The sequence below is a fragment of the Nostoc linckia z4 genome, from assembly GCF_002608075.1.
Classification (GTDB): Bacteria; Cyanobacteriota; Cyanobacteriia; order Cyanobacteriales; family Nostocaceae; genus Nostoc; species Nostoc linckia.
Genome location: NZ_LAHA01000041.1, coordinates 95135 through 121037, shown reverse-complemented (window position 1 = coordinate 121037; position 25903 = coordinate 95135). Strand labels below are relative to the sequence as shown.

Sequence of the window (25903 nt, the reverse complement as noted above, 5' to 3'; positions counted from 1 at the left end):
TCCCATCCCCAATGCCCAATGCCCAATACTCAATGCCCAATGCCCAATGCCCAATGCCCAATTTACAGAATTTTTCGACCAGTGAGAACTTCTCGCACTTCGAGCATGGCTGAATAAGTAGGGAGAATGTGCAATGTTTCATTCTCTGGTGTATGCTCTAGGGCAGTAGCGATCGCCTGTCGCAAATCTTCTTGGACAATTAAATTTAATGTACTTTCAGGAGATTTTTGGCTGTAACGCAGGCGTAGTGCCATATCATAAACGCGATCGCCACTTACTACTAAAGTTCCTCCACGTTCGACTAATTTTTCAGTATCCACGTCCCAAATCCAGGATACATCAGTGCCATCTGGTGTGCGATCGTTTAATACTAGCAGTGTAGTTTTATCCGTACTTTGAGTTACCACACGAATTGTTTCATTTGTACCCACAGGATTTTTTGATAACAAAATCCGTACTTTTTTACCATTAATTACTAAATCTTCAGCACGACCAAAAGCGGCTTGGAAGTTGTTAATAGTATCTTTAATTGTTGCTTCATCAACTCCTAATTCTTTAGCTGCTGTTACTGCTGCCAAAGTATTGTATTTGTTATATAAACCAACTAGAATTTGCGGCCATTCACTACTTTCTAGACTCGGTTGACTTTTACTAAAACCACACTTGGGACAAGTAAAATCTCCCAAATGCGACAAGTAGACACCTTTATAATCTAGGGAATGTCCGCATTTTGGACAATAAATAGAATCAACAGCGTGAGGAATTGCTTCTAGATAATGTTCTGGTTCATTTAAGCCGAAGAATAACACCTTTTGCGGTAACTGCTGCCCCAGGTGAGATAAAGTTGGGTCGTCAGCATTAGGAATTACCACCGTTTCTGGCGGTAGCGTAGAAATTACCTTTGTCCAACGCTTACTAATTGTGTCTACTTCCCCGTACCTATCGAGTTGGTCGCGGAACAAGTTTAAACAAAGAATAATTTGCGGCTGGAGTGGAGTTAATACTTTTGGAACAATATTTTCATCAACTTCCAAAATGGCATAGTCAACATCTAAGGTTCCCACCAAATTAGTGCTTTCCAACAAAGCTGTTATCAAACCGTTTTCCAGATTTGCACCTGTAGAATTATGAGCGATGCGATAACCTTTGTTTTCTAGTATCGTTTTTAGAAGCAGCGATGTTGTGGTTTTGCCATTAGTACCGGCAATTAAAATCACTCCCTTTTTGACTTGCTGACTCAATAATTGTAAAAGTCTCTTTTCAATGCGACGAGCAATTGAGCCTGGTAATACACTAGCAGCACCGAGACGCAGCGATCGCACTAAAAATGTCACGCTTTTTGCCACTGACACCGCAAAACCCAATCGCACTCTATCTATAACTTGTATTTTGTTTCCCACATTCTTACCCTAGTCTTCTGGCGGTTGCTAATTGAAAGTTTTTAGTTGCAAATTTAATTTTGTGAGTTTAGCGAATCCTAGCTGAAAATGCCAGTCGGGGAGCAGGGGAAAAGGTTAAAGGTTAAAGGGAAAAGGAATAAATTTAATCTTTCCCCTTTCCCCCTTCCCCTTTCCCCCTTCCCCCTTTCCCTTTCCCCTTTCCCCTTTCCCCCTCCCCTCCCCCCTCTCCAACTTCGGTTTTCACCTTGGACTGAATCGTCATACACTGATTTTGGACTAATCAAAAAGGTTGCCCTTAAAGGAACGATGAGCGAAAGTAAGATACCAGAGATCCTGGAAACTTTCGAGGCAGATATGCTGTTGGAGTGGACTCAGGAGCTAGCCGCTGTGAATATTCGCAGAGGCTTGATTAAAGAAGCGGAGCTAAGGGAGGAGTGCCGGGAATTCCTTAGCTTGTTTCGGATCGCCGTTGGGCAAGGCAACTTGACTAATATTCAAGCAGCGGCGTGGGACGACATGCGCCAGATGCTGACTAGCATTTCCCGATCGCGATCGCAAAAAGGCTTCACACCCTCGGAAACAGCGACATTCATTTTTTCCTTCAAGCAACCCCTCTTCAATCGATTACGTCAGGAATTGCAAGATGCTGCTGAGTTGGGTAAAGAAATCTGGCTAGCTACACAGTTACTAGATCGACTGGGATTGCTGATCGTGGAAGTGTATCAGAAGGCACGGGAAGAGGTGATTTTCCGACAGCAGGAAGAGTTGCTGGAGCTTTCTATTCCAGTGGTTAAACTATGGGAGGGAATTTTGGCATTGCCAATTATCGGCACTTTGGATAGTGCCCGCACTCAAATAGTCATGGAATTATTATTGCAGAAGATTGTGGAAACAGGGTCAGAAGTTGCCATTATTGACATTACCGGAGTTCCCACCGTTGATACCCTCACCGCTCAACATCTGCTTAAGACTGTTACCGCTGCCCGTCTCATGGGAGCCGATTGTATAATCAGTGGCATTCGTCCGCAAATTGCCCAAACCATCGTCTATCTCGGCATTGATTTGACTAATATCACAACAAAGGCGACCCTAGCCGAAGCCTTTTTGATGGCGTTAAAACGCATAGGAGCGAGTATTCGCTCTCAACCCCAATAAGTGGATAGGAGAAACCAATGGAACGTATTCCCATACTCAAAATTGGCGATCTCCTGCTTGTAACCATCCAAGTGGATATGTACGATCGCCTGGCGATGACGCTACAGGATGACTTGACCAACTGCATTACTCAAACTCACGCTCGCGGTGTGCTGATCGATATTTCTGCATTAGAGATTGTTGATTCTTTCCTGGGGAGAATTTTAGCCAACATTGCCAAAATGTCACGGATACTGGATGCCGAAACCGTTGTTGTGGGGATGCAGCCCGCTGTGGCAATCACCTTAGTAGAATTGGGGTTATCCCTGACGGGCATTCGCACTGCCTTAAACGTAGAAAAGGGTATGGCACTGCTGCGATCGTCACTCGATGAAACCACAAATCAACTAACTGCGACTAAATGGCGTGCAGATGACGATGCAGAAGACTGAAACGATCGAAATTCAATCTTCTAGTGATGTAGTCTTAGTTCGGCAGACAGTACGGCAGCTAGCTGTGGAAATTGGCTTTGGCTTAGTAGACCAAACTAAAATTGTCACCGCCGCCAGTGAGTTAGCGCGTAATACTCTAGACTATGGAGGAGGCGGCACAGCCAAACTAGAAACCCTTGAGGAAGGGAGACGGCGAGGAATTAAACTGACCTTTGAAGATCGCGGGCCGGGAATTCCCGATATCGAGTTGGCACTGAAGGACGGGTTTACCACGGGTAGCGGATTGGGTATGGGACTGAGCGGTGCCAAACGACTTACCAACGAGTTTGAGATTCAGTCTGCGGTGGGAGAAGGAACGCGGGTAACAATTATACGATGGAAATAAAATGATCGAATCTGTCGCCATCACAATTACTGAATCCAGCCAGACCGGGGAAGCCCGACGTTTAGCGATGGCTTTGGTAACTCGGCTCGGCTTTCAGGAAACCCAACGGGGCAAGGTTGGTATTGTGGTGACAGAAATTGGTAACAATTTGGTGCAGCACGCTGGCGGCGGAGTGATGCTGCTGCGATCGCTCAAGCAGGATTTAGCCGTTGGCATTGAGGTTTTATCCCTCGATAAAGGGCCGGGGATGGTCGATGTAGATGAATGTTTGCAAGATGGCTTTTCCACAGCCGGAACATCAGGCAACGGGTTGGGCGCAATTCTTCGCCTCTCTAATTTATTGGAAATTTACTCGATTCCCAAGCAAGGGACAGCACTCTTGACCCACATTTGGTCACACTCGGCATCCCATCCGCTTGAAAAGACATTAGAAATTGGAGCGATCTGTTTGCCCAAACAAGGGGAGGACATTTCCGGAGATGCTTGGGCATATCAAGTCGATGTTGACCGCGGTTTGTTGCTAGTAGTCGATGGCTTAGGACATGGAGCTGCGGCTGCCAATGCTGCTTCCCAAGCCCTAAGAATATTTCAAGACCATCATCATCTTTCTCCTGGGGCGATGGTTGAAGCTGCCCACGCCGCCTTGCGAAGTACGCGAGGAGCAGTGCTGGCCATTGCCGAAATCGACTTTGAACAACAGTCTGTTTGTTTTGCCGGAATTGGCAATATTTCTGCCAGCATTTTCTCATTTACCAAACACCACAATCTCCTATCTCATAACGGCACGGTAGGGCATGAAATCCGTAAAATTCAAGAGTTTAGCTATCCCTGGTATGCTAACGGACTTTTAATTATGCATTCTGACGGATTAGACACTAAGTGGCGGCTCGATCGCTATCCCGGTTTGAATCAAAAACATCCCAGCCTGATTGCAGGTGTACTATACCGGGACTTTAACCGAGAACGCGACGATGTGACGGTGTTAGTGGCTAAAGGAATAGTCAATTGACTAATTATCTGTACCTCACTTAATTAGGAATCGCTATAATGCGTGAATTTTGAATTCGGAGCGAAGCAACGTGACAATTCTTTTCAGCCTCGAAATCCACTACGAACAGGATGTTGTGCAAGCTCGGCAACGAACTAGGGAAATTGCCGAGCAGTTGGGCTTTGATGCCCAAGATCAGGCACGATTGGCAACGGCAGTTTCCGAAATTGCCCGCAACGCCTTTCAGTATGCCAAAGGCGGAACGCTGGAATTTTCAATCGAAGGAGAGCCGCAAGGATTTGTCATTCGGGTTGAGGATCGAGGTGAGGGCATTCCTCATCTGGCAGACATTTTAGCAGGACGCGACACCTCTAGCACAGGAATGAAATTAGGCATCGTCGGCACCCGTAGACTAATGGATTTCTTTGAGATTGAATCGCTGCCAGGACAAGGAACAACGGTGGTGATGAGCAAAAAATTATCGAAGCGCACGGCCACTTTTAGCGATTCGCAATTGCAGCAGATTCGAGAAACCGTCATTGGGCGATCGCCCCAGAATCCCTATGAAGAAATCCAGCGACAAAACCAGGAGTTACTCCGGGCAATGGCAGAACTGCAAAAGCGCGAGGAAGAACTGATTTATCTCAATCGAGAACTAGAAGATACCAATCGCGGTGTGGTTGCCCTCTACGCGGAACTGGATGAGAAAGCAGACTCGCTGCAAAAGGCAAACGAGCTAAAAACCCGCTTTCTCTCGAATATGAGCCATGAATTTCGCACGCCGCTCAACTCGATTTTGTCGCTCTCTCGGATGCTGCTGGCGCGGATGGATGGCGATTTGACCGCCGAGCAAGAAAAGCAGGTAACATTTATTCAAAAGGCAGCCAGCGGATTATCAGAATTGGTCAACGACTTGCTGGATTTAGCAAAGGTAGAAGCTGGAAAAATTGAAGTGCGTCCCAGTTACTTTAAAGTCAGCGACTTGTTCGCCACATTGCGGGGAATGCTGCGGCCATTATTGGTTCAAGGCTCCTCTGTGACACTGATTGTCGAGGAACCCAATGCCATACCTCCGCTTTATACCGATGAGGGCAAAGTCGCCCAAATTCTGAGAAACTTTGTCTCCAATGCCCTTAAATTTACTGAGCAGGGAGAAGTGCGCGTCAGCGCTATGCAAACAGGTCATACTGTGACCTTCTCTGTATCAGATACGGGCATCGGTATTGCTGCAAGCGATCGGGAGCGAATTTTTGAAGATTTTGTGCAAATTGAGTCCCCTCTGCAAAAGCAGGTTAAAGGAACTGGCTTAGGATTGCCGTTATCACGCAAGCTAGCAGAACTACTCGGTGGCAACATTTCGATTAAAAGCGAACTGGGTCAAGGCTCCACCTTTACAGCATCGATTCCCATCGTCTACCCACATACAACTGAATTTACCACCCTAGACCAACCCGCACCACTTGAGCCAAATCGCCTGCCGATTCTGGCAGTTGAAGATCATCCCGAAACGCTATTTATTTACGAAAAGCACCTCCAGGAGTCAACCTATCAATTGATTCCCACCCGCACCTTAGCTCAGGCAAGGCTTGTGTTACAACAAGTTCGCCCGACGGCGATTATGTTAGATATTATGCTAGAAGGGCAAAACGGCTGGACGTTCTTGCGAGAACTCAAAGGAGACGCAACCACTCGTAGCATTCCTGTACTCGTTATTACTATCATTGATAATGAAAAACAAGCACTGGCACTAGGAGCAGACGGGTTTCTAATTAAGCCCGCAGACAGATTGCCGCTGTTGAATAAACTCAATACTCTGATTAATAAGAATAGTCTTCAAAAAATTTTATTAATTGACGATGACCCCGCCTATCGGTATCTTGTAAAACAGCTGTTGGTAAATACACAATTGAGTATTTTAGAAGCCGCGAATGGACAAGAAGGATTAAATTTGGCAGAACACGAGCGTCCAAGTGCCATCGTGCTTGACTTAGAGATGCCAGAGATTGGCGGGTTTGATGTACTCCAGCAGCTTAAAAATAATTCCGTTACTCAATCGATTCCTGTAATTATCCACTCATCTGCTCAACTGGATGTAGAAGTGCAAAGGCTGTTAGCAAAACAAAGTATCGCCATTCTTTCTAAAGAAACAGGCTCTCAAACGGCAGCTATCGCCCAACTTGAAGATGCACTCATTAAAGCCGGAATTATTCTGGATGCTTGGGGAGAAAGCAATGTCTGAACTACACGTGACGATCCTGCATGTTGATGATAACGCAGCCAATCGTTACGTTGTCACCCGGATTTTGAAAGATGCAGGGTTTACCGTGCTGGAAGCAGCAACTGGAGCAGATGGATTAAAGGCAGCTGTTGAGTATCAGCCTGCTTTAATAATTTTGGATGTCAAATTACCGGATTTGAGCGGCTTTGAAGTCTGTCGCCAAATTAAGGCAAACCCCGAAACGACTTTCATTCCGGTGCTACACCTGAGTGCAAGTTTCATCCAAAGCCAGGACAAAGTAGAAGGCTTAGACAGCGGTGCCGATGCCTATTTAGCACAACCAGTCGAACCCATTGAATTGGTTGCTACAGTGCGATCGCTACTGCGAATTCGACGGGCAGAAGAATGTGCTTTGTCCTCAGCGCGGGAGTGGCAAAGCACCTTTGATTCTATCAACGACGGTGTATGTCTGGTAGACCAACAAGGTAGAATTCTGCGCTGTAATCGAGCGATGATAGAGATGGTTGACAAGCATCAGAGCGAAATTTTGGGTCGTCTCTACCATGAGGTGATAAACTCCCAATGGGGAGTCGGTGATGGCATTTGCTTTCGCCGTGCTAAAGAAACTCACCAACGGCAAGTTCTAGAATTTCAGTCTCAAGGACGGTGGTTTGCCAAAACCATCGACCCGGCATTTAATCGGCAGGGGACTCTCACAGGTGCCGTTTTCATTCTCTCAGATATTACCGAGCGCAAACAAGCAGAAGCTTTGCTCCAAGAACAGAACCATCGCCTCAATGAGCTGATGGTTTCTTTACAGCAGAAAACCGAACAAGCACAGCAAGCCAACCGAATTAAAGATGAGTTTCTCGCAGTCTTGTCTCATGAATTGCGATCGCCCCTGAATCCGATTTTGGGTTGGGCAAAAATTCTGCAAACAACCCACCCGGACACAGCCAGAAGTCGGTACGCACTAGAAACCATCGAACGCAATGCCAAATTGCAAGCACAATTAATTGAAGATCTGCTGGATGTGTCGCGCATTCTCCAAGGCAAGTTAAGTTTGAACACAATTCCAGTCAATCTAACTTTTACCATCAAAGCTGCCCTCGAAACCGTCCGTCTCGCAGCTGAAGCTAAATCCATTCAGATTGAAACATTATTTGAACCGAACATTGGTCAAGTACTTGGCGATTCTGCTCGTTTGCAACAGGTTATTTGGAATTTACTTGCTAACGCGATTAAATTTACCCCACAAGGTGGTCGAGTAAAGGTGCAGTTAGAAAGCATCGAGGATGAAGGAGAAGGGAACCTTTCAGAATACGCTCAACTCACTGTTAGCGATACTGGCAAAGGTATTAATAGTCACTTTTTACCATACGTTTTTGATTACTTCCGTCAAGCTGATGGGACAACCACCCGAAAATTTGGCGGCTTGGGGTTGGGGTTAGCGATCGTGCGTCATTTGGTTGAACTGCACGGAGGAACCGTTGCAGCAGCGAGTCCTGGAGAAGGACAAGGAGCGACGTTTACAGTCAAGCTTCCACTGATCGCTGCGGCAAAACTGAATCAAAATGATACTGCGTCTGATAATTCCTCAGACCTGAATTTCAATGGATTGCAAGCACTACTTGTAGACGATGACAGAGATTCGCGGGAGTTCATCGCCTTCGTGCTAGAACAATACGGAGTGCAAGTGACCCAAGCGGACTCTGCTAGTGAAGCTTTGAGCAGTTTGGAACAAGGAAAATTTGATTTGCTAATCAGCGATATTGGTATGCCTGATATCGATGGCTACACACTAATTCGGCAAATTAGAAAGCTCTTACCCAATCGCCGCAGAGAAATCCCGGCTATCGCCCTCACTGCTTATGCTGGAGAAAGCGATCGACAACAAGCACTAGCCGCCGGATTTCACCACCATATTTCCAAGCCAATTGAACCAGAAGTACTCATACAAGCTATTTTGACTACATTAGCCATTGAGCCAAAATATGTGTAGTTGACTGCAAGATCTTCGGATTCTGCGGTGTTTGCAATAGTGCCTTGCCTTCGATTCATCAATACGAGTTATCTTAAAAAATGTGCGCGGACGTAATTATAAGCTGTTACGCAAATAAGATTGCACATCAACTGGTGAGGTTGTCCTAAGTCAATTGTCCTTTGTCCTTGGTAAACACAAATGACTAATGACTAATGACTAATGACTAATGACCGTCTACACGGAGTTTGTGCAATATGCAGGCGCGTCAGCTTATATCCAGCCCAGTTCGCTGATTTCAGCACAACTCACGACAAGTAGTAGCTTGCAAGGTTTCTTTTGATGAATAGCACAAAGTTTCGGTTTTTACATAAAAAATTTACTGGCTGGCAAAAATTGGTGTCCAAATGCCTGTTCTTGGTTGTTTGTCTGTTCATTATAAGTATGCAACCTGTATATGCTGGTCTCAATGATGATAGATATGATGGCAACATGTTTGTAGTTTATGCGGGTAACGGTTCATTAGTTCCCTCTAGGCAGACACTGGCACAGGCTTTAGCAGAACATAAACCCGTATTTTTGGCGTTTTATCTCGATGACAGCAGCGATTCCAAAAGATATGCCATTTCCATTTCACGAGTACAGGAATTATATGGTCGGGTAGCAGAGATTATTCCTATTAGTGTAGATAGTATCGTGCCGAAACAAACCTACGACCCCACAGAACCAGGGTATTACTATTCAGGGAGTGTTCCTCAGGTTTTGGTGTTTAATCAATCAGGTGAAGTAGTTCTCAATAAAACCGGTCAAGTACCTTTTGAAGAGATAGACGATGAATTTCGCAAAATATTTAATTTATTACCGCGCACCGAAACAACAAAGCTCAAGCGACGGGCTTTCAATGAGTTCAGCAGCGAGTTAGCTAAGTAACTCACTCAGGCGACTCCAAAAAATAAACGATGGTTTGAAGTAGTTGACTGTTGACTGTTAAACGCCACTTGTGCCATTTGAGGGAACCCCTACGTATCAGTGGCTGCTGTTAACTGTGAACACTCAACAGTCAACAGTCTTCTATAGAATATTTTGTTACTTGGAAGTCCCTAGACCAATTGGCCTGCCCTAGTTTTTAGTGCTGTCTGTTACTGCATTATTTTTCATAGCCAAGCATAATCAGTAGAAGACAAGAGGCAGGAGACATGATTTCAGAAGGTTCTAAACTCAATTCTTTACTTGTTTTCTTTTCCATCTGTGATTTGTCTCCACAGTTGATGATGGCTACTTATTGAAATATTCTGTACAACACGCTAGAAAGTTAATTCATAGTCTATAGTTCATAACTAATGACAAATGTCCAATGCCCTATGTCAAATGCCCAATAACCAATGACTAACTAAAGTTTATTCTGATGTCAAAGGTTTACACCACTCAAGAACTAATCCAAATTTTGGCAGACGAACGCCAAGCTTGCCTCAAAGGAAAACGCTTGAAATTAGAGGTAAAAGTTTCTGGTAATCCGGTAATTGACCAGTTTATCAGAACTGATGGGCTGCAAAAGTTCACGGCCTATCAAGATTTCAAAGCGGCAATTCACGATTACCAAAGAGAAAATCAAGTGTCAGGTATTATCTGGCGAGAAGTCACAGTCAAAGGTCAAACTTTGCGTTATCCCGAAGTAGATAGCGAATTAATAGGGCTGACTAGTGATTTAGAGATTTTAAAAGCCGCTAAAAATTCGATTTTGGAATTTTGGTATGAAGTTACTAGGGAGATGGACTTATATTTAAGTTTCAATAATAGTAAACAACACGAACAAATTATTAGACTTGATGTTGAAAGAATTGCTCAAAGAACAGAATGGGCAAGTTTATGGAAGTGGGAAAATTCTAGCTTTTTGGAAATAATTTTGCAGTTGGGATGGGGCAAACCAGAAGAAGCTTATTATAAACGAGGAAGACCGCGATCGGGTAGTGAATATATTCATGCAGTCAACCCTGGTAATCATCCTATTGGTTGATGTGTAGGATTGATATTTGATAGGACTTACGCAAAAACTCTCTCAAACTCTTATTTTTTGTGTCCTACGCTGCCTTAAGCCACTTCTCTACAAGAGGCTTCTTTAAACGTGTCTATGCGTTCTTCTCTAACGAGACGCTACGCGAATGCGGTAGCCTGCGGCAAGCCTATGACGCTCCTTCTCTGCGAGACGCTGCGCGAACGTCGCTACCGCTTCGCTAATGCATCTACGTTTTTCGTTATTTTGCGTAAGTCCTGCTTGAAATTAGCAACCTCAAATTAATGATGGTAGATGACTGAGGCTGCAATTTCACAAAGATTACTCTTCTTCTTCTCCAAACACTTCGTCTATTAATTCTTGCGCTCGTTCGTCTGAAATTCTTAAAGCTTCTTGAAGTTCAGAGATATAATCTTGTTCGCTGTCTTGTACTTCTTCATCAATACCTACTAATAAGATAGCGGTTATATATGCAGCTTCTCGATAAGCTCTATTTGGTAAGGATTCGATCGCTTGAGCTACTAAATCTTCAGGTTCTTCTTCTTCAATTAAGCTAACGACTTTATCAGTCAATTCTTCAAAGTCATCATCAGAGTAATCTTCAAATAAGCCAACCTGACTGAGAAATTCACTCAAAGCATATTCTTCCGTTGAAGAAATACCTTCACCATCAGCAGCTGCGGAAAAAAGTCCAATAATTGCGATCGCAACTTCTGGCTCTAAAGCCACTGAACTAGCACTACGCCCTTTGGGCAACCTGCGTTGAGGCATAATTATCCTTTAAAAGTTAGGTGATATTTCAGGAAGTAATACCTTGCGGTTTATCAAGCTTCCTGGATTCAGGATTCCCAAAACAATGGGTGAATACACAAATTTATTAGTTATTAATATGAATATTTGTTTCATAAGGGACTTCCAATAAATATAAAATATCAGGTCAGTGGCAACCGACAAGACAAAATATTAACCCAACAAGAATGAAGGCGATTGTTCAACAAGGGATTTCTTCCCCCCTGCGATGTTTATTGTCGAGTGAGAGCGATCGCAATCATAGTCTACTTTTTTACTGCGATGGCGTAGTTTATTGTCGAGTTAGGGCGAGCACGCATAAAAGCAATTAAATCATCTTTATTCTGTTCGAGAGAGTTGCCACCCCTTACTCTAACTCGTTATTCTTCAGATAGACGTGATGCAGTTAGGGATACACCTCAAATGTCAACTAATATTTCTCTGGAAGAACGTCTTGCAGCTGTCGAAGCGGCGGTGACGGAGTTACAAAAACAAGTATCGGCTTCTCAACCAACCAATTGGCTCAAAAAAATTACAGCTTCCTTCAAAGATGAGCCTGCGTTTGAAGAGGTACTCGCTTATGGGCGTGCGATTCGCCAACGCGACGAGCCAATAATCGAAATTCAGGATGAGCCATGAAATATTTGTTGGATACAGATCATTTAAGCATTATCCAGCGACAGACGGGGCAAGATTACGTGAATCTTTCGACCCGTATGGCTCAATATCCGCTATCGGATTTTGCAATTTCAATTGTCACCTTTCACGAACAACTTCTTGGTTGCCATACGTATATTAGTCGCGCTCGTAACGATAGTGAAGTTGTTAAAGGTTATGAGATGATGGTACGTCTTGTAGATGATTTTAAGGTTCTACCGCTTGTGTCATTTGATGCTGACGCTGCTACTGCATTCAGTCAATTACAAACTCAACGCATTCAACTTGCAAGAATGGATTCGCGGATTGCGGCGATCGCACTATCTCGTAAATTAGTTCTGTTAACACGCAATCATCGGGATTTCAGCAAAGTACCCGGATTGTTAATTGAGAATTGGACGGCTTAATGCGATGGCGTAGTTTATTGTCGAGTTAGGGCGTAGCTCGTCGCAGATATCTCCTTGGAAGAAGATATCGTTTAAAGCGAAAAATATTCCAATCTATTCTGAAGGAAGTTGTTCTTCTTGTAATCGAGATCGAAATCAAATTTATAAATAAAAATTAACCTTTTGAATCCGGGTTCTGAAATTAACACAACGCTCCCCTAATTCCTGAGGCTTTCAGCTGCCTCGACATCCCAACTTCTAAAGTTGTATATTTTATTTCCAGGACTTACGCACAGGCAACGGAAAATCTAACCACAGAGGACGCAGCGAAAAGTCGGAGCGCCGGCTTCCGGCGTACACCAAAGGGGTTGCCGCAGGCATCTGAACTTTTCAAGACAGAGGACACGGAGGAATAAGAGCAAGAGAGAGTTTTTGCGTAAGTCCTAATTTCTTGTAATTGCTAAAAAATACGCACAGGAATGTATTCTGTGCGTATTAAGACGGCTAAATTTAATGATTTCGGAGTGGAGAGGAAGGGGGTGAGGAAAAATTTCTAACTCTCAACTCTCAACTCCTAACTCCTAACTTTCTTTCACAACTTCGTCCCACACTCAGAACAAAAGTTATGAGTGGGAGCATTTTTAGCATTGCAGTGACTACAATAAACTGGCTCTGCTGGGGCTTTGGGCGCTTGCTTCGGTAAGCCGACCATTTGAGCGTTGCTCTTACCAGGAGCTACCATTGGATAGCAATTTTCATCTCTGGTAACGTGGACATTCACAATTACCGGGCCTTTGTGTGCCAGCATTTCGGCGATGCCATCTTTTAATTCGCTGCGATCGCGGATTACCATTCCCTTGATTCCATAGGCTTTTGCCAATAACTCAATGTCTGGCATCCCTACTTCCATGTTTGAGGATGAATAACGTTCGCCGTAAAAGGCTTGTTGCCATTGGCGTACCATCCCTTGCCAGCCATTGTTAATAATTAGAGTCTTGACATTTATACCGTATTGTGCTAACGTACCAAGCTCTTGTAAGCACATTTGGAAACTTGCATCACCACTAATACAGATGACTTCTTCATCGGGAAAGGCGACTTTAGCGCCCATAGCCGCAGGTACGCCAAAACCCATAGTTCCTAAACCTGCGCTAGAAATCCAGCGTCTTGGGCCGTTTTTCAGAAATTGCGCTGCCCACATTTGATGTTGTCCCACATCTGTGGTGTAGAAGGCGTTGGGTGCTTGGCGGCTGACTTCTTGGATTGCTTCTTGGGGTGAAATGCTGTCGGGATGGTGGGGTACTACCAGAGGATACTCTTCCCGCCAACGGTTAACTTTAGTTAACCACTCTTGATTTTGATTTGGTGTTGCTTTGATGCCTGTTTCTTTGCAGCGACGCAACAAGTCAATCAACACGTTACGCACATCGCCGACGATGGGCACTTCGGGAATGCGATTTTTGCCGACTTCGGCGGGGTCGATGTCGATGTGGATTACTTTGGCGCGGGAGGCGAATTCGTCTAATTTGCCAGTGACGCGATCGTCAAATCTTGCACCGACGCAAATTAGCAAGTCACAATCACTCACAGCAAAGTTAGCGTAAGCGGTGCCGTGCATTCCCAACATTCCCAAAGCTAGGGGATGATGTTCGTCAAAGGCACCGATCCCCATTAAAGTTGTGGTGACGGGGATATTGAATAACTCAGCTAATTGCTTGATTTCTTCATGGGCACCAGCGGCGATCGCACCACCACCTACATAAAGTAGGGGGCGGCGACTTTCAGTAATCAACCCAATTGCTGCCTGAATTTGCCGGGGATTTCCCTTTACTGTGGGACGATAACCGCGTAACTTTACTGAACCTGGTTTCACAGGTACATAGTCAAATTCTTCTAAAGCTACATCCTTAGGCACATCTATCAAAACTGGCCCTGGACGCCCGGTGCTAGCAACGTGAAAGGCTTCGGCAACAATCCGCGCCATATCTTTGGGATCGCGCACTACATAGGAATGCTTGACAATTGGTAGCGTGATCCCATAAATATCAGTTTCTTGAAACGCATCTGTACCGATGGCTGGACGTGAAACCTGTCCCGTGACTACAATCATCGGGATGGAATCCATGTAGGCTGTGGCGATGCCTGTTACCAAGTTTGTTGCTCCTGGGCCAGAAGTACCAAAACATACTCCTACCTTCCCTGTGGCACGTGCGTAACCGTCAGCGGCGTGGGCTGCGCCTTGTTCGTGTCTCACTAGAATGTGCTTAATTGCACCAGTAGCTTCCACCTTATAGAGGTCGTCATAAATCGGCAGAATCGCCCCACCAGGATAACCAAAAATATACTCAACGCCGTGGCGATGAAGACTGTCAAGCAGAGCAAAACCGCCAGATGCACGTTTGGGCACTACTGGCGGGTTTTTGCGGGACTGTTGGTGATTCTCGGCTTGTGGAATACTGATTTGGGAAGGCAATTCTCCCACGGAGACGCTTTGTGAACGCACGGTCAAACCTCAGACTATAGCTAAAGTTAATGCTGACTTCTGTAGTTAAGATTTCATTTTAATAGAAAACTTCAATTAAATGCCGATTAATTTAATTTATAGATTAAAAATAAAGCCAGATTACTAGCCTACATTAGTTAAATCACGTCTTGCAAGACTCTGCGGGTATTTTGCCAAGCCCAAACGCCGACAAGTACAACAACGATGCTCATAACCACAAGCACTGTTCTCAATCCCAAAGCATCAGTTAACGGCCCAGTAATTGCTAAGGGTACAGATAAGGCAATGTTGACAGCGTGATTTTGAAAGCCAAACACTTTACCATGCATGGTTGGTGGTGTTTGCTGTTGAATTAAAGTTTGCATAGGTACACCAATAAAGGCGGCACCAACACCTAAAATTGCACACAGTCCCAATGCCAACAATAAATTGTGCGTAAAAGTAAACACCCCTAAAACTAGGGCTATCATCAAAAAGCCAATTAAAGGTAAGGGTTTGTGGTGCAATTTATCACCCCAGTGGCCTAAAAGCGCTGCACCGGATACCATACCCACACCGGCTGCGGCTAAGAAAAAGCCAAATTGTTTTTCTTTGAGGCCAAACTCTTCAGCTAAACGAATGGTCAACACCGTTAAGGCTGCAAACACACAATATAAAGTTGTTAGTTGCAGCATTGCATTCAAGACCAAACGGTTTTTCTTGAGATAGCGTAGACTGGCGGTAAATTCAGCCCAAGGGTGATTTTCGCCTTGATGTTCCCTTGGTGGTTTGTGTTCTTTAAATTGAATTGGCTGCATAATAGCAGCTGACAATATGTATAGTCCTCCAACCACAACCTCTTGACCGTATTCCGATCCCATAAAGCTTTTTGCCAAACTCAAAATCGGCTCTCCCACCGCAAAGCCAACAATTAAAGCTCCCATCATGGTGCTGCTAAACAGTGCGTTGGCTGCTAACAAATTCTCTCGCTTCACCAACAAGGGAATGGCGGCTTGCTCAGCTGGTGCAAAAAATTGGGTGACAGAGGAAATGGCAAAAGTCAAGATTAACAGGATTAGGAATTCTCGTGGCAAAAAAGGCAGACACAGAGTTAATAGTCCCCGCACCACATCTGAACCGACCATAATCAGCTTTTTTGGCAAGCGGTCAACAAAGATACCGCCAGCAGAACCAAACAAAATCGCTGGTATTGTAAATGCCAGCATCAAAGTTGAATACATTGAGTTTTCTGCTAAACCTGGAAGCGGCGAGTAGTTCTCCAAGAGAGCAATCATCAAAACAAAAAAAACTTTATCTGCTAACTGGGACACTAATTGCCCAATCCACAGCAGCATAAAACCACGGTTTTTTAGCAGTGCGCCAAATCCATTATTAACAGCGGCAGGTTCTGTTGGAAACATCAGTTACTTTGGGTAGATGGGGCATGGGATATAGGGCATGGGGTAGAGAGGGAGGGGAGGTAGGGAGGTGGGGAGGTGGGGAGGTGGGGGGAAACTACGCCCATTACCCCATAACTTCATCTTCCCAGGCTTCCACACTCAGCACTTTTAACTCCTAACTCCTAACTCCTCATTCCTAACTCCTGTTTACTTACTCCATTGTCCGGATTAATTTGCTTCATAGTGTTCTAACAGCATACGCAAAAATGCAGCTGCACTCAGATAGCCTTTAGGGGGAAAAATTCCAATGGATGAATCTATCCCCCAACCCTGTACAGTTTCAGGCGATCGCCAAATTGACATATGATCGACTGCTGGTTCTGCATAAAAGTTATATTGCCCACAACCAAGCAAACTAGAACTCCAATGAGTGAAATAATCATGACTCATTCGATGAATTGGAAAATTTCCCTGTAGTAGCACCCCCCATCCATCTATAGCAATAAACGCTTTCACACGACCACCCAAAAGTTGCCACAAATGCGCCGCACCAATGGCCCCAACGACGCCAGCACTAAAGCTAATAAATATTAATGGCGATTCCAAAGGTTTTTTTAAGCGATACCTGCGGTGAGCTACGCTAACGCGCAAAAACTCCAAAATGTGCCAAGCTGATAAACTCGAAAAATCTTTACCCGGAAAAACCAGTATTTTACCTTGATTTTGGTCGATTGAGCCATCGAATAATCCCGATATAAAGGATTCTGTGAAAGCTGCATCGTGGATTCCAGGGCAAATAATTATTGTGGGCATGGGGCATTGGCCAAACGGGCATGGAACATGAGGTATTGTAAGACAAATCTTTCCGCCTGCACTGTTATCGATTTATATCCTGTGATGGGAATCTGGTTTGATTCATGAAATTATTTATGTAGTCAGGCAACAGGCAATAGTATTTTAGTAAATTAAGGTGTACCGAGTTTTTTCAAAAATCAAATAGGAGTCTTATAGCAGCTTTGATGTTGCATAAATGTCAGGATGATTTTACAGATTTTCTTTGCATCTTTGTGCGGGAGTCGCACCGTTTCAAATCACGAGCGAATTAGTTAATAATGTATAAAATGAATCATATATTTTAGGGAATTTCCTAAACTTAACTATTGCCAATACTTGTTGAGTATTCAGATTAATTATACAGTCAAAAATTTGGCAGAACATTTAGATGTTATATATTGATGGTGATGGTTTAGGAAAATATTATTGCCTTCTCAAATGTAATCGACTTGTTGATGACACGGCTTTTCTTGAAGACTATAAAACCTGTGATTTTTCAAGTGATGGTTGAACTGCAAGCATAACTGCAACGATCGCTGTATCAAGAAGCTTGATTTTGACACTATAGATAGTTGCGTTAGCGTTCGCAAAGCGTCTTGTAGAGTTGCTCGCCCCAGGCATCGCAGAATGCAGAAACTAAGAAAATGGGTCACTGAGCATTTCTATATATAGATATATAACATTTGATGTAAAGATTAGACTTCAATGCTTGAATATGTCCATAAAATCTCGTATTTTCTTTATGAAACTAGCTTTGAAACTGAAGCGATCGCCATAATGAATCTACCGGGAGTAAGCCTTATAGAATAATCCGTTGGCAGGTCTGAAAGGAATTTATTCAAGCCTGATATTTGCTGCAATTACGGTTATAAATTCATCTCTTAAATCACGATTGACTTCTTATTAATATCTGCCAGGTTTTCCCCGGCAGCACTTTGTAATGTCTGTTTTTTGAGCAACTTGTGGAGTTGATTGCTACAGCTTCACCCCGCTGTGGCAACCGGAGTTTATTTCCAAACTCACCGAAGAGGCAGAGGGGAAGGGGACTCTTAGCTGGGGGAACAAGCCCTTCTCCTGGAGCGCCCAGCGTTGCGGAGTATGGGTACGAAGCCCCGCCCAACTAATGCGTTCTTTCGCTTGGCGGAGTCTGAGCTTCTGTCTGGTGTTTTCCCCCTTGCTCCCTGCTCCCTGCTCCCCTGCCTCTTTTGACCCCAGAAGATTTACGTCTGTCTGGAAAACCGAACCCGATAACAATTCATTTCCCAACCCTAAACAGAAAATGACACAACCTAAATTACATTTTATTTCTGGGCTGCCGCGATCGGGTTCCACTTTACTCGGAGCTTTGCTGCGGCAGAATCCTCGATTTCACGCCAGTATGACAAGTCCGGTGGGGGGATTAGTCAACCGAATGCTCGAAGCAATGAGTGAAGATAACGAGTTTTCGGTATTTATCACGCCTGAACAAAAAAGAGCATTAATCTCAACAATTTTTACAACTTACTACCAAGACCAAGCAGATAAAGCCACAATCTTTGATACCAATCGCCTCTGGTGTAGCAAGTTGTCCTTAATTAAAGAGCTGTTTCCTAACTCAAAGGTAATTTGCTGCGTGCGAAACGTTGCTTGGATTATGGATAGCGTCGAACGACTGATTCGGAAAAATGCTTTTGATGTGTCTCGCTTATTTAATAATCCTGGGGAGCGATCGACAGTTTACACGCGTACTGAAGCCTTGAGTCAAGGAGGAAGGTTAGTCGGTTTTGCTTACAACGCTCTTAAAGAAGCATTTTATAGCGAAGATAGTGCCTCTTTACTGTTGGTGGACTACGACTTATTAACCCAAGCCCCCGATAAAACCCTATCGCTGATTTATCAATTTTTGCAAGAAAAACCCTTCGGGCATGATTTTACCAATGTGCAGTACGAAGCGAACGAATTTGACGATCGCCTCAATACCAAGGGATTACATCAAGTGCGCCGCCAAGTAGAGTTTCAACCCCGGATGACCATTTTACCGCCCGATTTATTCGCTCAGTATGATGGGTTGTCTTTCTGGAAAAATCCCAGCAATAGTCGCGCTAACGTCATTGTCGCCCAACCGCTTGAGACTGAAGCTCAATAAATCAATCAAAAAACTTACTTAAACCCGATCAAACAAAGGAGAAAAATCTCATGGCTACTTTTAACGTAACTTCTACCACCGATGATGGAACTGGTTTAACCTCTGGAACCCTCAGTTATGCCATCCTCCAAGCAAACCAATTAGCCGGAGATGACACAATTAGCTTTGATACCGATGTACGGATTACTGGGGTGATGAAAACCCTAGTGAATAGCAACATCACCATTGTGGGCAACAACCACAGTATCAGTGGCGATGCCAATAACAACGGCATTAACGACAATGGCGACCTGCGCCCCCTATTCATTGTGGGGGGAAACGTCGCTATTTCTGATTTGACCATTACTAATGGACGCGCTAAAGGTGGCGATAGTGGTGGCGGTGGCGCTGGCGCTGGGATGGGAGGAGGCTTATTTATCTATGATGGCAATGTCTCCCTGAGCAATGTCAGTTTCACCAATAATATAGCTCAAGGGGGTAATGGCAGTGCCGCTGGCTTAGGCCGCGGTGGTGGTGGCATGTTTGGCAATTCTGCAAATGGTGGTGGCGGTCTGTTTGGTTCGGCTGTTGACAACAACGGGGGGTATGGGGGCAATGGTAACTACGGCGGTTACGGTGGTATCTCTGGTAGTCCATTCTCAATGGCGCGCGGTGGTTTTGGCGGTGGTGGTGCTCAAACTGACGTTTTTCAGGGAGGTGCGGGAGGCTTCGGCGGTGGCGGGTCTAATGGTTCTGGTGTCGTCATAAACGCCTTCGCCTCCGGCGGTGCCGGTGGCGAAGGCGGCTTTGGCGGTGGCGGCGGCTTTACCCGAACTAGTCCGGTATTTGGTTCCAGCTACGGACCAGGAGCTCTTGGTGGTTATGGTGGCGGTGCTGGTGGCAGTTTTGCCGTTCTTCCCTTGGGTTATAGGTCTGTACCTGGCTTTGCAGGAGGTGTTGGCGGCTCTGGTGGTGGTGGTGGTGGAGCTGGGTTAGGAGGGGCTATCTTTATCCGTAGTGGCTCTTTGAGCCTCAGCAATACAATTTTTACCAATAATAGGGCTGTAGGCGGTTCGGGCAATCCTAGCAATGCCCCTACCTTGCAGGGGAATGAACGCGGTGATGGACTAGGTGGCGCAATTTTTGCTATGCGCTCTACGGTTAACAGCAACGGTAACAACCAGGGAATGCCAACTTTTCTGCCCACGGTTACTACTGACTTCACTCCCACTTTTAGCAATAACAGTACTATCGATCGTCCCGGAAATATATCAACCAATAATATCTACGGTACGGTAATCATCACTTCCGTTACGCCTACTGTCAGCATCACTGCCCTAACGCCAACAGCGACTGAAGAGGGAACAAGTGGTGTTTTCCGTATCAGTCGCACTACTACCCCAGTTGATATAGGGGACTTAACCGTTAATCTGACTATCGATCGCACTGGTGCGGCGGCTGTAGAAGACTACGGTTTCACTACTCCAGACGACTACACCCTCAGTGGCGGAAACGTCACGGTTTCGGGTAATGCGGTGACGGTGACTATTCCTCGCGGACAAAGCTTTGTCGATGTTAAGGTCACTGCAACCAACGATGTTTTAGCAGAGCCAGATGAAACTCTGACACTCAAATTAGTGGATGGACTAAACCGAAATACTGGCACTGGCTACCTCATCGATCCGGTAAGACCTCTGCAACCCACCATTCCTTCAGCCACTGTTACTATTGCTGCTAATGACTTAACCAATTTGACGGTTTACAAAGCTACCGATGATGGCACAGGAAATAATGTTGGGACATTAAGTTGGGCAATTAAACAAGCTAACCAACTCCCAGGAGATGACACGATTACCATTAATACCAATGTGCGCGTCACGGGGGTGATGAAAAGCCTGGTTAATAGCAACATCACCATTGTGGGCAACAACCATACCATCAGTGGCGATGCCAATAATAACGGCATTAACGACAATGGCGACCTGCGCCCCCTATTCATCCTGTCGGGAAATGTCGCTATTTCTGACCTGACCATCACTAACGGACGGGCAAAAGGCGGAGGTAGTTGGTTGGGCGGCGGCGGTGCAGGAATGGGAGGGGGCTTGTTTATCTATGATGGTAACGTTTCTCTCAATAATGTAGCGTTCAATAACAACGTGGCACAAGGTGGTAGCGGCCAGTCAAATTATAGTCCTGGCACTGCTGGCGGTGGAATGTTTGGTAATTCTCTAGACCACGGTGCCGGCGGACTATTTGCTGGCAACTACGGCTACAATGGCGGTTATGGGGGGACTGGCAACTACGGCGGTTTCGGTGGCTCCCCTATCGGTGGCAATGGTGGCTTCGGTGGGGGCGGTGCCTTCGGTGGGGTGTATGGTGTTGGTGCCGTCTCTGACGGCGGTAATGGTGGCTTTGGCGGCGGCGGTGGCTTTGGTATTAACGGCGGCAATGGCGGCTTTGGTGGTGGTGGTGGACTGGGATTGAACAACCAGGTAGGTGCTACTCCCTATGGCTACGGTGGTGATGGTGGCTATGGAGGTGGCGGTGGCTCAGGTATTTCGGGAAAAGGCGCTGGCGGCTTTGGTGGTGGTGGTCTCAACAGCGATGGCGGTGGTTTTGGTGTCTACAACGGTGGAGCTGGTTTTGGCGGTGGCATTTTTATCCGCAGTGGCGCTTTGACCCTCAAAAATACTACCTTTACTGGCAATACAGCTACAGGCGGTGCGGCAGTTGCTCAACCGGGGACGGTAGTTAACCCAGGACTGGGCAAAGGGGGTGCAATTTTCATCATGCAATCCACTACTAACACCAACGGCAACAACCAGGGAATGCCAACCGTTCTACCTATAGTGAATTATGTAGAAAATTCTCCTAGCTACAGTGCTAACAGTGCTGCTAACGATGCGGGAACGGCGATCGATAATGATGATATTTACGGCACAATTAATATTGCCTCTCTTAACAATCCGCCAACTGCCGTCGATGATGCTATTAGCACCAATGAAAATACTCTCCTGAATGGGAATGTTCTGGCAGCTAATCCGACCACATCTGACAGCGACCCTGACAATAACACCCTGACGGTTACTGAAGTAAATGGGCAAGCTGGCAATGTTGGGAAAAGCATCAACTTAGGTAATGGACTCTTAATCGTCAACAGTAATGGCAGCTTGAGCTTTAATCCCAATAACGGTTATGAAACCCTAACACAAGGAGCCTCCAAGACTGAAACCTTCACTTATACCATTAGTGATGGCAATAGTGGAACTGATACCGCCAATGTGACTATCACCATTAACGGTGTGAATGATGCCGCTACTATCTCCGGGACTGCCACCGCCTCGGTTACTGAAGATGCCACTAACCCCAACCTCACGGCTAGCGGTTCTTTGGGCATCAGCGATGTCGATACAGGCGAAAACAAATTCAACACCACCGTCACGCCAAAGTTAGGTAACTTGGGGAATCTCAGCATCACTGATGCTGGAAGTTGGAACTACACAGTTGCCAACAGTACAGTACAATATCTCGGTGCTGGGAAAACTAAGACCGATACTTTTACAGTGCGATCGCTTGACGGCACAGCTGCTCAAGATATCACAGTCACAATTAATGGTGTCAACGATGCGGCTACGATCTCTGGAACTGCTACCGCCTTGGTTACGGAAGATGCCAGTAACTCCAACCTCACGGCTAGCGGTTCTCTGGGCGTCAGCGATGTTGATACAGGCGAAAACAAATTCAACACCACCGTCACGCCAAAGTTAGGTAACCTGGGGAATCTCAGCATCACTGATGCTGGAAGTTGGAACTACACAGTTGCCAACAGTACAGTACAATATCTCGGTGCTGGGAAAACTAAGACCGATACTTTTACAGTGCGATCGCTTGACGGAACGGCTGCTCAAGAGATCGCAGTCACAATTAACGGTCTGAATGATAACCCAGTAGCAGGGGCTGATTCCTTACTTGCCACCCAAGGCACATCACTCACCATTACAGTCCCCAGCCTCCTCGTCAACGATACTGATGTCGATACGGGAGATGTGTTGAGAATTACCGGGGTAAGCAACGCAGTAGGCGGCACGGCAGTTTTCAACACCAACGGTACTCCCAGCAATTTCACTGATGATTTCATCACCTTTAACCCCACCAGCAGCGCCGCTGGTAGCTTCCAGTACACTCTGAGCGACGGCAAGGGTGGCACTACCACAGGCACTGTGAATTTACTCATTGGCTCTCGTCAACTTGGCGGCAGTGGCAATAACTCCCTCACTGGCAATGCTGGCCCCGATTTTCTTGATAGTGGCAGTGGTAACGACTCCCTCACTGGCAATGCAGGCAATGACACGCTGTTGGGTGGCAGTGGTAACGACTCCCTCTTTGGCAATGCAGGCAATGACACGCTATTGGGTGGTAGTGGCAATGACCTCATTGTGGGTGGTGCTGGAGCCGACAGCCTGACTGGTGGGTCGGGTGTTGATACCTTCCGCTTTGCCCTCACTGATTCCTTGTTACCCAACATCGATCGCATTTTTGACCTGCAAATTGGCACTGATATTTTTGATGGCCCCAATGCCGTTAGTGCTGCCAACCTCCGCAAACTGGGGTCAGCTGCCAGCCTCAGTGCCACAAATGTGGCTGCTTTGTTGAACACCAGCAACTTTGCCGCCAATGGCGCGGCTACCTTCACCGTTGGTAGCAGTCGCTTTGTGGCGCTCAACGACGGTATCGCAGGTTTCCAGGCTGCCACTGATGCTGTGATTGACATTACTGGTTTTAACGGCAACATCAACAATTTGGCGATTACTTAACCCAATTTTAGAGCGATCGCACTTTGCGAAAACTTGAGGTGCGATCGCATTTATTAACGCTAATATTCATCGCTATTCGAGTCACATCGCAGATAGAGCATTGGTTGAATTTTCTATACCCAATGCCCTACGTAAGTATTACTTTTGATGCATTATTAGAATTTTTACACCTATCCTATCCCCCTGGATGGGATATTATTTTACTAGTAGGGGAAATATTTAAGGTATTCCCTAACTTTAAATTCTCTGCACTCTGGATTATATTGAGGAAGTTATTGTGGTTGCAACGCCTGAAAAACTACAACATACTCACGAAGAATTATCAAGTAAAGACCGCGTAGCCGTATTGCTGATGGGCTACGGCGAAGTCGAAAGCTACGAAGATTTTGCCAACTATAACGAACAGGCTTTAAATCTCCTGACAGCAAAATTCGCACCGGTACCAACCTGGATTTATCCACCTCTGGCAAAGCTTTTGGCGCTATTTGACCGCCACGAGTGGGGACACACACACCACGATTTTATTTCCCCACACAACGCCATCTTTGAACAGCAACGGGCTGGGATTGAGAAGAATTTACAAGAAAAATGGGGTGATAAGGTTCAAGTTTTCAAAGCTTTCAACTTCTGCGCCCCTTTTCTGCCCAACCAAGTTTTAGCAGAAATTAAAAACCAAGGCTTCGATAAGCTGCTAATTTATCCACTGCTAGTTGTTGATTCTATTTTTACTAGTGGCATTGCGATCGAGCAAGTTAATAATGCTCTCGTTGAGTTGACTGATGGTGAAGAACACTGGGTTAAAGCACAGCGCTACATTCCTTCTTTCTTCAACGAACCAGCTTACATCGATTTGATGGCTCATTTAGTTGAGGAAAAAATTAACGCTGATTTAGCAGCAGCTTACCTACCCTCTCAAATCGGTATTGTATTGATGAATCACGGCTGTCCCCACAAAGCCAAAGGATTCACTTCTGGAATTACCGAAAGTCAGGCGCTATACGATTTAGTACGGGATAAATTGATTAACCGCTATCCTTTAATTTCTGTAGGTTGGCTCAATCACGACACGCCTTTGATTGAGTGGACGCAGCCAAATGCACAACAAGCTGCAAGTAACTTGATTCAACTGGGTGCAAAAATAGTGATATTTATGCCAATAGGTTTTGCTACGGAAAACCACGAAACTCTGTTGGATGTACATCACATCATCCATGCTTTGGAAAAACAGCATTCTGGTATAAATTACGTACAAATGCCTTGCGTCAATGACCATCCGGAATTTTTAGCGATCGCAGCGCAATGGGCAGAACCTTATATCGCACAGTTATTGTCAGAGGAAACTGTGGCAGTTAATCCGCAATTAGCTGACCATCACCATCATCATCATCATCATTAACCCACATTCCGCAGATATTAAGGGAACTCCAAAAAATAGGCGTTACTGAATAATGGGATGATTTAGGCTGACACGGAGACACGGAGACACGGAGACACGGGGATTATGTTTTGATGCACATTCTCAAATCATCCCGTAATTATGCAACGCCAAAAAATAAATTTAGGACTTACGCAAAAACTCTCTGAAACCCTCTTTACTTTGTGTCCTACCCTACGGGAAGCCACTGACGCTCCTACGTCGCTACCGCTTCGCTAACGTGTCTATGTGTCCTTCTTTAACGAGACGCTATGCGAACGCGGTAGCCTGCGGCAAGCCGCTCCGCGTCTACGTTTTCTCATTATTTTGCGTAAGTCCTAAAATTATTCCGCTTGGGGTCGTTGACCGTTAACAGTCAACAGTCTTCTGTGGAATATTTTTTTACTTGGAAGTCCCTAATATGAATCCCTGTTTTCTACCCTGGAAGTATCTG

General features: G+C 45.4%; 18 protein-coding genes. 13 read left to right on the top strand and 5 right to left on the bottom strand.

The features are described from left to right. Positions 1-62: 62 nt before the first annotated feature. Complete coding sequence (locus VF06_RS26415) at positions 63-1400, bottom strand: Mur ligase family protein (RefSeq protein WP_099072986.1); 1338 nt, start codon at positions 1398-1400, stop codon at positions 63-65. A gap of 306 nt (positions 1401-1706) precedes the next feature. Between VF06_RS26415 and VF06_RS26410 the strand changes: the two genes are divergently transcribed. The 8 genes from VF06_RS26410 to VF06_RS26375 all read left to right on the top strand — a co-directional run bounded on the left by VF06_RS26410 (position 1707) and on the right by VF06_RS26375 (position 10572). Further along, entirely contained in the window at positions 1707-2555 is an 849-nt protein-coding gene (locus VF06_RS26410) for an STAS domain-containing protein (RefSeq protein WP_099072356.1), read from the top strand. Between the two features lie 17 nt (positions 2556-2572). Next, positions 2573-2986, top strand: coding sequence for an STAS domain-containing protein (locus tag VF06_RS26405; protein ID WP_099072344.1), 414 nt, complete (start codon positions 2573-2575; stop codon positions 2984-2986). Then, on the top strand, positions 2973-3371 hold the full coding sequence (locus VF06_RS26400; RefSeq protein ID WP_099072345.1) for an anti-sigma regulatory factor: 399 nt from the start codon (positions 2973-2975) through the stop codon (positions 3369-3371). Before VF06_RS26405 ends, VF06_RS26400 begins: the two co-directional genes overlap by 14 nt. Before the next feature lies 1 nt (position 3372). Next, positions 3373-4380 carry an ATP-binding SpoIIE family protein phosphatase gene (locus tag VF06_RS26395; RefSeq protein ID WP_099072346.1) on the top strand — a complete coding sequence of 336 codons (1008 nt, stop codon included), beginning with the start codon at positions 3373-3375 and terminating at the stop codon, positions 4378-4380. A 70-nt stretch (positions 4381-4450) separates the two neighbouring features. Then, the gene (locus VF06_RS26390) at positions 4451-6598 is read left to right on the top strand and encodes an ATP-binding protein (protein WP_099072347.1); all 2148 of its coding nucleotides are present in this window, start codon (positions 4451-4453) and stop codon (positions 6596-6598) included. Continuing rightward, positions 6591-8579, top strand: a complete 1989-nt coding sequence (locus VF06_RS26385) for a hybrid sensor histidine kinase/response regulator (RefSeq protein ID WP_099072348.1) — start codon at positions 6591-6593, stop codon at positions 8577-8579. The genes VF06_RS26390 and VF06_RS26385 overlap by 8 nt, the downstream gene beginning before the upstream one ends. Positions 8580-8900: 321 nt before the next feature. Then, positions 8901-9488 carry a thylakoid membrane photosystem I accumulation factor gene (locus tag VF06_RS26380; RefSeq protein ID WP_099072349.1) on the top strand — a complete coding sequence of 196 codons (588 nt, stop codon included), beginning with the start codon at positions 8901-8903 and terminating at the stop codon, positions 9486-9488. Positions 9489-9963: 475 nt separating this feature from the next. After that, entirely contained in the window at positions 9964-10572 is a 609-nt protein-coding gene (locus VF06_RS26375) for a hypothetical protein (RefSeq protein WP_099072350.1), read from the top strand. Between the two features lie 318 nt (positions 10573-10890). Here the strand turns inward: VF06_RS26375 and VF06_RS26370 are convergent, their stop codons facing one another. Further along, positions 10891-11340: a tellurite resistance TerB family protein gene (locus VF06_RS26370; protein ID WP_099072351.1), complete on the bottom strand. Its 450-nt coding sequence runs from the start codon at positions 11338-11340 to the stop codon at positions 10891-10893. 441 nt (positions 11341-11781) lie between these two features. On the opposite strand from VF06_RS26370, the gene VF06_RS26365 reads away from it, so the two are divergent. Together VF06_RS26365 and VF06_RS26360 are read left to right on the top strand one after the other, a co-directional pair. Then, positions 11782-11997, top strand: coding sequence for a hypothetical protein (locus VF06_RS26365; protein ID WP_099072352.1), 216 nt, complete (start codon positions 11782-11784; stop codon positions 11995-11997). Continuing rightward, positions 11994-12422, top strand: a complete 429-nt coding sequence (locus VF06_RS26360; protein WP_099072353.1) for a type II toxin-antitoxin system VapC family toxin — start codon at positions 11994-11996, stop codon at positions 12420-12422. The genes VF06_RS26365 and VF06_RS26360 overlap by 4 nt, the downstream gene beginning before the upstream one ends. A gap of 571 nt (positions 12423-12993) precedes the next feature. Here VF06_RS26360 and ilvB read toward each other — a convergent pair. The 3 genes from ilvB to VF06_RS26345 all read right to left on the bottom strand — a co-directional run bounded on the left by ilvB (position 12994) and on the right by VF06_RS26345 (position 17096). Then, a complete protein-coding gene (gene ilvB, locus VF06_RS26355; protein ID WP_099072354.1) occupies positions 12994-14904 on the bottom strand; it encodes a biosynthetic-type acetolactate synthase large subunit in 1911 nt (636 codons plus the stop codon). 137 nt (positions 14905-15041) lie between these two features. Continuing rightward, entirely contained in the window at positions 15042-16304 is a 1263-nt protein-coding gene (locus VF06_RS26350; RefSeq protein ID WP_099072355.1) for an MFS transporter, read from the bottom strand. A 207-nt stretch (positions 16305-16511) separates the two neighbouring features. Beyond that, entirely contained in the window at positions 16512-17096 is a 585-nt protein-coding gene (locus VF06_RS26345) for a hypothetical protein (RefSeq protein ID WP_099073173.1), read from the bottom strand. Positions 17097-18396: 1300 nt separating this feature from the next. On the opposite strand from VF06_RS26345, the gene VF06_RS26335 reads away from it, so the two are divergent. From VF06_RS26335 to VF06_RS26310, 3 genes are all read left to right on the top strand, one after another. Further along, positions 18397-19242 carry a sulfotransferase family protein gene (locus VF06_RS26335; RefSeq protein WP_099072100.1) on the top strand — a complete coding sequence of 282 codons (846 nt, stop codon included), beginning with the start codon at positions 18397-18399 and terminating at the stop codon, positions 19240-19242. A 50-nt stretch (positions 19243-19292) separates the two neighbouring features. Next, positions 19293-24035 carry a beta strand repeat-containing protein gene (locus VF06_RS41265; protein WP_180267621.1) on the top strand — a complete coding sequence of 1581 codons (4743 nt, stop codon included), beginning with the start codon at positions 19293-19295 and terminating at the stop codon, positions 24033-24035. Between the two features lie 277 nt (positions 24036-24312). After that, a complete protein-coding gene (locus VF06_RS26310) occupies positions 24313-25431 on the top strand; it encodes a ferrochelatase (RefSeq protein ID WP_099072101.1) in 1119 nt (372 codons plus the stop codon). Positions 25432-25903: the final 472 nt, after the last annotated feature.